General features: G+C 55.6%; 6 protein-coding genes. All 6 read left to right on the forward strand.

What is annotated here, in order from left to right:
* Window positions 1-355: 355 nt before the first annotated feature.
* On the forward strand, window positions 356-1069 hold the full coding sequence (locus Q7U71_00430; GenBank protein MDO9390225.1) for a CehA/McbA family metallohydrolase: 714 nt from the start codon (window positions 356-358) through the stop codon (window positions 1067-1069).
* A gap of 84 nt (window positions 1070-1153) precedes the next feature.
* On the forward strand, window positions 1154-2512 hold the full coding sequence (locus Q7U71_00435; protein ID MDO9390226.1) for a porin: 1359 nt from the start codon (window positions 1154-1156) through the stop codon (window positions 2510-2512).
* Window positions 2513-2538: 26 nt separating this feature from the next.
* Window positions 2539-3366: a phosphate ABC transporter substrate-binding protein gene (locus Q7U71_00440; GenBank protein MDO9390227.1), complete on the forward strand. Its 828-nt coding sequence runs from the start codon at window positions 2539-2541 to the stop codon at window positions 3364-3366.
* Window positions 3367-3454: 88 nt separating this feature from the next.
* A complete protein-coding gene (pstC, locus tag Q7U71_00445; GenBank protein ID MDO9390228.1) occupies window positions 3455-4381 on the forward strand; it encodes a phosphate ABC transporter permease subunit PstC in 927 nt (308 codons plus the stop codon).
* Window positions 4382-4387: 6 nt separating this feature from the next.
* Window positions 4388-5302 (forward strand): phosphate ABC transporter permease PstA, encoded by a 915-nt coding sequence (pstA, locus tag Q7U71_00450; protein MDO9390229.1) that lies wholly within the window; start codon window positions 4388-4390, stop codon window positions 5300-5302.
* A 1-nt stretch (window position 5303) separates the two neighbouring features.
* Window positions 5304-6071: a phosphate ABC transporter ATP-binding protein PstB gene (gene pstB / locus Q7U71_00455; protein MDO9390230.1), complete on the forward strand. Its 768-nt coding sequence runs from the start codon at window positions 5304-5306 to the stop codon at window positions 6069-6071.
* The last annotated feature ends 166 nt before the right edge of the window (window positions 6072-6237 follow it).

Here is a 6237-nt window from a genome sequence, read left to right on the forward strand (position 1 = left end):
TTCTACAAAACCGTTATATTACAATGATAATAAAAAACAGGGCCAATGTAAAGTGAAAAAGAGGTGAATCTGGTGTTAAGCCGGAGTTAACTTGCCGCCAAACCATTTCACATTAAATTAACACAGGCCATACGGGGAAGAAACGCGGTTGGATTATATTTGGGACGTAAACTTAAAGGACTGGTTAGAATGAAAAACGAAGCGTCATTTCTAGTACGGTATGGGGTGATCTTAGTGGGAGTATTTTATATATTGCTATTGTCCGGATTGTTCGTTTTAAAAGAAATCTGCGGACCTGAACCAGTCAGGCAAAACCGGCTGCCAAGCCGAAGCCCGAAAATAGGAGGCAATTAATATGGGTAAAGCGGACCTTCACATTCACACCAACTATTCGGACGGTTCCGCCACCGTGATGCAGGTGCTGCGGCGGGCGGTGGAAATGGGACTGGATACCATAGCCATCACCGACCACAATGAGATCGCCGGGGCCGTAAAGGCACGGGAACTGGCGGAGCGGTGGGGGCTAAAAATTGATGTGATATTAGGGGAAGAGATCACCACCTCGGACGGGCATGTGGTGGGCCTTTTCCTGAAAGAAAGGATCCGGCCCCTGATGACAGCCCAGGCCACGGTGGACGAGATCCACCGCCAGGGCGGGTTGGCGGTAGCGGTGCACCCGTTCTCACTTTGGCTCAAGCTTTTCAAATGCGGCGGGGTGGGACGGCTGGCGGATCGGCTTCAATTCGACGCGCTGGAGGTGGCCAACGGCGCCTTAACCGAAACTTTCAGCAACCGGTACACCAAGGCCTATAACAATAAGGTGGCAAAGCTGGCCGGAGTTGGCGGCTCAGACGCCCATACCATAGAGGCTTTGGGTCAGGCATATACGGTGTTTCCCGGCCGGGGAGCGGCCTGGTTAAGGAAATCCATCACCCATAAAGCCACCAGAGATGTAATAACCGGCTCCCAGTTTAAAGCTCTGCTGGATTTCATCGGCGAACACTTAAAAGGAAAGCTGGCGTTGTACGGCTCCCAGGGCGGAGGCTTGGGACAGACGGAACCGGTTTAACATACTTTTAATCTGGCGGGAAAGCGGACGAAATATTACAAATATATAATGGCGACAGTAAACTGCAAGCAGGAAAATAAAAAAATGAAAAAGAAAGGAACCACCATGGGATTCAACAAGGTCGTTTTAACAGGATTGGCGCTGCTGGCCGCCGCCAGCTTGGCCTCGGCCCAGACGGCCAGGAAGGCCAAACCGGATACCACGGTAATGGAACTGAAAAAACAGGTGGAATACCTGGGTTCAACGGTCAATGTCTTGAATCAGCAGTTGAGCGCGACCAAGTTGCAGATTGACCAGATGTCTTCCACTGCCGGGCAGAACGCCAATGCCGAAGAGCAGGTGTCTGTGGTCTCCGACCGGGTGAACGGGCTGGATGAAAGGCTGCTGACTGCCGAAAGCTCCATAGCGGGGCTGAGCAAGCTTAAGGTTTCGGGCTATCTCCAGACCAGGTTTGAATACTTCAAGAACATCAAGATAGACACCCTGCCCAACGCCGCAGACAAGGGCGCCGACTCCAGCTGGTTCTACGTCCGCCGGGGCCGGATCAAATTCGTTTATACACCCAGCACCACCTCCCAGTATTGTATCTACCCCGACTTCTCCAAGAATACGGTTTCCCTGAAAGAGGCCTGGGTAACCCTGTCCGAACCCTGGACCCCGATGGGCTTCAAACTGACCATGGGCCAGATGAACTGGCCGTTCGGGGTGGAGATCGAAAGATCATCCTCGGTGCGGGAGCTGCCGGAACGTTCCACCGCCTCCGGTAAATTGTTCAAAGGCGAGCGCGACCGCGGCGTAAAATTGTCGTTCACTCCGCTGACCAAAATGGGACCGCTGGCGTCGCTGGTAGTGGACCTGGGGGTTTACAACGGCTACGGCATTGACAACAGCACTTTCCCCTGGAATGACCCCACCAAGCCCAAGGATTTCATCGCCCGGGCCAAGGCCGACCTGGGGGTGGTGGCCCTGACAGCCTCCTATTATGACGGCAATGAAAAAACCTCGGCCACCTCAGGCAACTATTACAAAGGCCGGCTGGGCGGTTCGCTGGAAGCCTATTATCAGTTCCTGCCCATCGGCGGAACGGCTTTGCTGGCCGAGGGCGTCCAGGGCATTCAGACCGGCAAAAAGGTGCTGGGCGGATATGTGATGCTGGTCCAGAACATCGGGAAAAAGTTCGGTCTGGCTTTCCGGGCCGACACCTACGATCCCAACACCTCTTCCGACACCACGTTATACGGCGGGACCGCCAACGACCTGAAGTACGACCAGACCTCGAATCTCTCGGCAGCCTTAAATTACTGGTGGGATGACGCGGTGCGCTTTACCCTGTCGGCCGACCGCACCCTGTACAACACCGACATGATGATCATGGACCAGCACCCCAAGTACAAGACCTACCAGACCGACCGGCTGATCGCCCAGATGCAGATCAAGTTCTAAGAATAAATAAATAAGGAGAATTGAAAATGACCAAAAAAATCATCATATTTGCGGCGGTGGCTCTGGTCGCTGTCATGGCCGGGATGTCCCTGGCCGGCAAGGCCATAACCCTGAAAGGATCAGACACCATGCTGATGCTGGGCCAGCGCTGGGCTGAAATTTACATGCAGAAAAATCCCGGAACGGTGATCCAGGTCACCGGCGGCGGGTCGGGGGTGGGCATCGCCGCCCTGATCAACGGCGCCACCAACATTTGCCAGGCCTCCCGCAGCATGAAGGATTCGGAAAAACAGAAACTGCGGGACCGCTATTTCAGCCTGGGATATGAGGTGCCGGTGGCCAAGGACGGTGTGACCCTGTATCTTAACGAAAAGAACCAGATCAGCGAGCTGACCCTGGACCAGATCAAGGATATCTACACCGGATACACCACCAACTGGTCCCAGCTGGGCGGGCCGGACGCCAAGATCATTGTCTACGGCCGCGAGAACAGCTCGGGCACCTACGTATTCTTCCGGGAAGTGGCCCTGAAGAATGCCGATTACACCTCCAGCATGCAGTCCCTGCCCGGCACCGCGGCGGTGGTCAATGCCGTGGCCAAGGATGTCTACGGGATCGGATACGGCGGAGCCGCCTATGCCAAGGGCGTCAAGGAAGTGGCCATCAAGACCGCCAAGGGCAGCTTTAAGCCCACCACCGAAACCGTCAAGAGCGGGCAGTATCCACTGGCCCGGAACCTTTACTGGTACCTGCAGGGCAAGCCTTCCGGTGAGATGAAAAAATTGGTGGACTGGGTCCTTTCTCCCGAAGGACAGGAGATAGTGAAAAAAGTCGGTTATTTTACCATAAAATAGGCCGGTCAAAACCATGAATGCCTGATCCAGGGGACTTTTACCGGCCCAAGGTCCTCTGGATTTAGGCGTTGTTATAAGGATCAACTTCATGAGCCTCCAGAAAAAAAGGTTCCGTTACTTCTGGGAATCCGTGATAGAGGGCAACATCAAGATCACCGCCACCCTGGCCATCATCGCGATATTCCTGATTTTTCTGTTCATACTGCGGGAGACATTGCCGATCTTCTTCAGCCGGGAAGTGATGCAGGAGATAACCTTCGGGCAATTCTTCAAGGGGATCGACTGGCAGCCGGTGTCGGATAATCCCCGGTTCTCGCTGTGGCCGATAATCCTTGGCAGTTTAAAAGTGACCCTGATATCCCTGGTTTTTGCGGTACCAACGGCCGTCGGAGCGGCCCTCTACAGCTCGGAGTTCGCCGGGCGCCGGCTCAAGGAGTTCATCAAGCCGGTGGTGGAATTGCTGGCCGGGATACCCTCGGTGGTGCTGGGGTTCTTTGCCCTGATAATAATGGCCTCTTTCCTGAAAAGCGTCTTCGGCTGGACCTACCGCCTTAATGCCGTCAATGCCGGCATAGCCCTGGGGTTTGCCATAATACCGGCCATTTACTCCCTGGCCGAGGACGCCCTGAATGCCGTGCCCAGATCTTACCGGGAGGCGGCTCTGGGGCTGGGCGCCACCCCCTGGCAGACCGCGGTCAAAGTGGTGCTGCCGGCGGCCCTGCCCGGGGTATCGGCGGCGGTGCTGTTCGGCATGGGCCGGGCGGTGGGCGAGACCATGGTGGTGCTGATGGCCGCCGGCAACGCCCCGCTTTTGTCGTTCAATCCGCTGGAATCCACCCGGACCATGACCGCCACCATTGCGGCCGAGCTGGGGGAGGTGGTCTTCGGCGGCGGGCACTATCACGCCTTATTCTTCATAGGACTGGTGCTGTTCCTGGCCACCTTTGTGATAAACCTGGTCTCCTGGGCGCTGTTTGACGGCCTGATGATCAAATTGTACGGAGCCAGGAAATAGACTGATATGAATTATAAAACAAAAATAAGAAAAATAGGGGATAAGCTTAAGATCGGCCTGACCGGGTCGGCGGTGCTGCTGATCCTGGCCATTCTGGCAGTGATACTGGGCACAGTCATAATTGGAGGTTTTAAAAGCCTGAGCTGGGAGTTTTTGACCCAGCCGCCCCGAGAGGGCATGACCAAGGGCGGGATATTCCCGGCCATCTTCGGGATGGTTTTCTCATTGATCCTGATGCTGATCGCGGTGGTGCCGGTGGGCGTGGCCACGGCCGTGTACCTGCACGAGTACGCCCGGTCTGATTTCTTTTTAACCAAACTGATCCGGGGGGCGGTCAACAACCTGGCCGGGGTGCCTTCCATAGTCTTCGGCCTGTTCGGGCTGGGCTTCTTCATCCAGTTCATCGGCGGAGGCCTGGACCGGTCTTTGGGGCAGAGCGGCCTGTTTGGCCAGCCCTGTATTCTGTGGGCCTCGCTGACCCTGGCCCTGATGAACCTTCCGATCATCATCGTGGCCACCGAGGAGGCCCTGAGGGCGGTGCCCCAGGCGGAAAGGGCCGGGGCCCTGGCTCTGGGAGCCACCAAATGGCAGACCATCCGGCATGTGGTGCTGCCCCAGGCCATCCCCGGCATACTGACCGGAGTGGTGCTGGTGGTCAGCCGGGGAGCCGGGGAGGTGGCGCCCATCATGTTCACCGGCGCGGCCTATTACCTGCCCTACCTGCCCAAACTGCCAACCGACCAGTTCATGACCCTGGGTTATCACATCTTCGTGATGACCACCCAGTCTCCGGATATAGACGCCACCGTACCCATAGCCATGGGCGCCACCCTGGTACTGCTGGCATTGACCTTTTCGCTCAATATCATCGCCATCATCATCAGATCCCGCACCAGAAGACAGCTTAGCAAAGGAAGATAGAATGGAAACAAGGGAAAACCGCTTGGAAATAATTGATTTCAGCCTCTTCTACCACCGCACCAAGGCCCTGGAGGAGATCTCCATGGACATTCCCGAAAAAAAGGTGACCGCCATCATCGGGCCGTCGGGCTGCGGAAAATCCACCCTGCTGCGGTCCATCAACCGGATGAACGAGCTGATAGAGGGAGTGACAACCGAGGGGGAGATATTGCTGGACGGGGAGGACATCTATCACAAAAACATAGACGTGGTGGAACTGCGGCGCAAGGTGGGGATGGTCTTTCAGAGGCCCAACCCCTTTCCCAAGTCCATTTACGAGAACGTGGCTTTTGGGCTGAGGATGGGCGAGAAAGCATATTCCAAGGGCAGATTGGAGGAAGTGGTGGAGCGATCGCTTAAAGAGGCGGCCATCTGGGACGAGGTCAAGGACCGGCTGCAGCGCTCGGCCATGGAGCTTTCGGGGGGACAGCAACAAAGGGTCTGCATTGCCCGGGCCTTGGCGGTGGAGCCGGAAGTTATCCTGATGGACGAGCCGGCCTCGGCGTTGGATCCAATAGCCACCGCCAAGATAGAGGAACTGATCTTCAAGCTCAAGGAAAAGTACACCATCGTCATCGTGACCCATAACATGCAGCAGGCGGCCCGGGTCTCGGACCAGACGGCCTTCTTAATGCTGGGCAAACTTATAGAGTACGGAGACACGGCCACAATATTCACCAATCCCAAAAATAAGACCACCGAGGAATACATCACCGGAAGATTCGGGTGACATTATAAAACAAGGAGAGATTATGAGAACATTAATGGTTCATTACACTCCGGATGAAGGCGGCGCTTCGATCGCCTCCCAAATTCAGCAAAAACTGTCATGCCGGTCTGAAGAAATTATGACCGCAGGAAAATTCACCCGTTTAAAAGAGCTGTGGTATAAGGCC

Source organism: bacterium, from assembly GCA_030655055.1.
GTDB lineage: Bacteria > Edwardsbacteria > AC1 > AC1 > EtOH8 > UBA5202.

Excerpts from the sequence above, each read along its gene's own strand:
- pstA (MDO9390229.1), top strand. The coding sequence starts at position 4,388 with ATGAATTATAAAACAAAAATAAGAAAAATAGGGGATAAGCTTAAGATC.
- pstB (MDO9390230.1), top strand. The coding sequence starts at position 5,304 with ATGGAAACAAGGGAAAACCGCTTGGAAATAATTGATTTCAGCCTCTTC.
- Q7U71_00435 (MDO9390226.1), top strand. The coding sequence starts at position 1,154 with ATGAAAAAGAAAGGAACCACCATGGGATTCAACAAGGTCGTTTTAACA.
- Q7U71_00430 (MDO9390225.1), top strand. The coding sequence starts at position 356 with ATGGGTAAAGCGGACCTTCACATTCACACCAACTATTCGGACGGTTCC.
- Q7U71_00440 (MDO9390227.1), top strand. The coding sequence starts at position 2,539 with ATGACCAAAAAAATCATCATATTTGCGGCGGTGGCTCTGGTCGCTGTC.
- pstC (MDO9390228.1), top strand. The coding sequence starts at position 3,455 with ATGAGCCTCCAGAAAAAAAGGTTCCGTTACTTCTGGGAATCCGTGATA.